2 protein-coding genes are annotated in these 632 nt (G+C 35.6%); both read right to left on the reverse strand.

Translation table 11 applies throughout. From position 1 onward, the window contains the following. Positions 1–102: 102 nt before the first annotated feature. Positions 103–339, reverse strand: coding sequence for a hypothetical protein (locus tag HH682_RS15410; RefSeq protein WP_214238362.1), 237 nt, complete (start codon positions 337–339; stop codon positions 103–105). A 196-nt stretch (positions 340–535) separates the two neighbouring features. Next, on the reverse strand, positions 536–632 hold a 97-nt coding region (locus tag HH682_RS15415), incomplete at its 5' end, for an IS1 family transposase (protein ID WP_214238363.1).

The following is a 632-nucleotide window of genomic DNA, read 5'->3' on the forward strand; positions in this document are numbered from 1 at the left end:
TCATAGAAATCTCCCCTGAGTTCAGGTTAGTAGAAAATTCTACTTATGAACACACCGATTTTTCGGGGGGATTACCGGACCACTTTCACTTAACATAAACTGTCAGTGATTGATAAATGCTGCACGATTATCAAGCCCAGTTAGGGAGTCTTGATAGGCTTTAATAGCTAATGCTCTATTTTCATGGACTAAATCACCGTTTAGTCTTTCTATTTCATTAATTAAGCTATTAACGTTGTCAGAGAATCTCTGGAATTCTTTCAACGAATTATCGGGTAGCCTCTTTGTGAAGTCTTTACTATGGATAACATGATTTATCTTTGTTGTAATCTGATTCATTGCTACCAGTATCTTCCTATACATAATGGAGCTTAAGATAAAGGAAAATATAAAGATAAGCACCATACCGGCGGTTAATATCAAAATGGAGTAGAGAATGAAATTAAATAAGTAACTATCATTGCCGACAATAAACAACCAACCCACCACTTGCTGTTCATGAATGATTGCAATTTTCTTTTTATTAGGATAAAGCCTACGGTAATGACTCCAATGAGTAGAACATATATTTTTCAATGAAGGCCCCGATGACTTTTTCATGTAGCTCTATTGTGCGTGAGAAGCAGATTGTT

The sequence above is a fragment of the Rosenbergiella gaditana genome (genome assembly GCF_018494065.1).
GTDB lineage: Bacteria > Pseudomonadota > Gammaproteobacteria > Enterobacterales > Enterobacteriaceae > Rosenbergiella > Rosenbergiella gaditana.

Excerpts from the sequence above, each read along its gene's own strand:
- HH682_RS15410 (WP_214238362.1), bottom strand. The coding sequence starts at position 339 with ATGAATCAGATTACAACAAAGATAAATCATGTTATCCATAGTAAAGAC.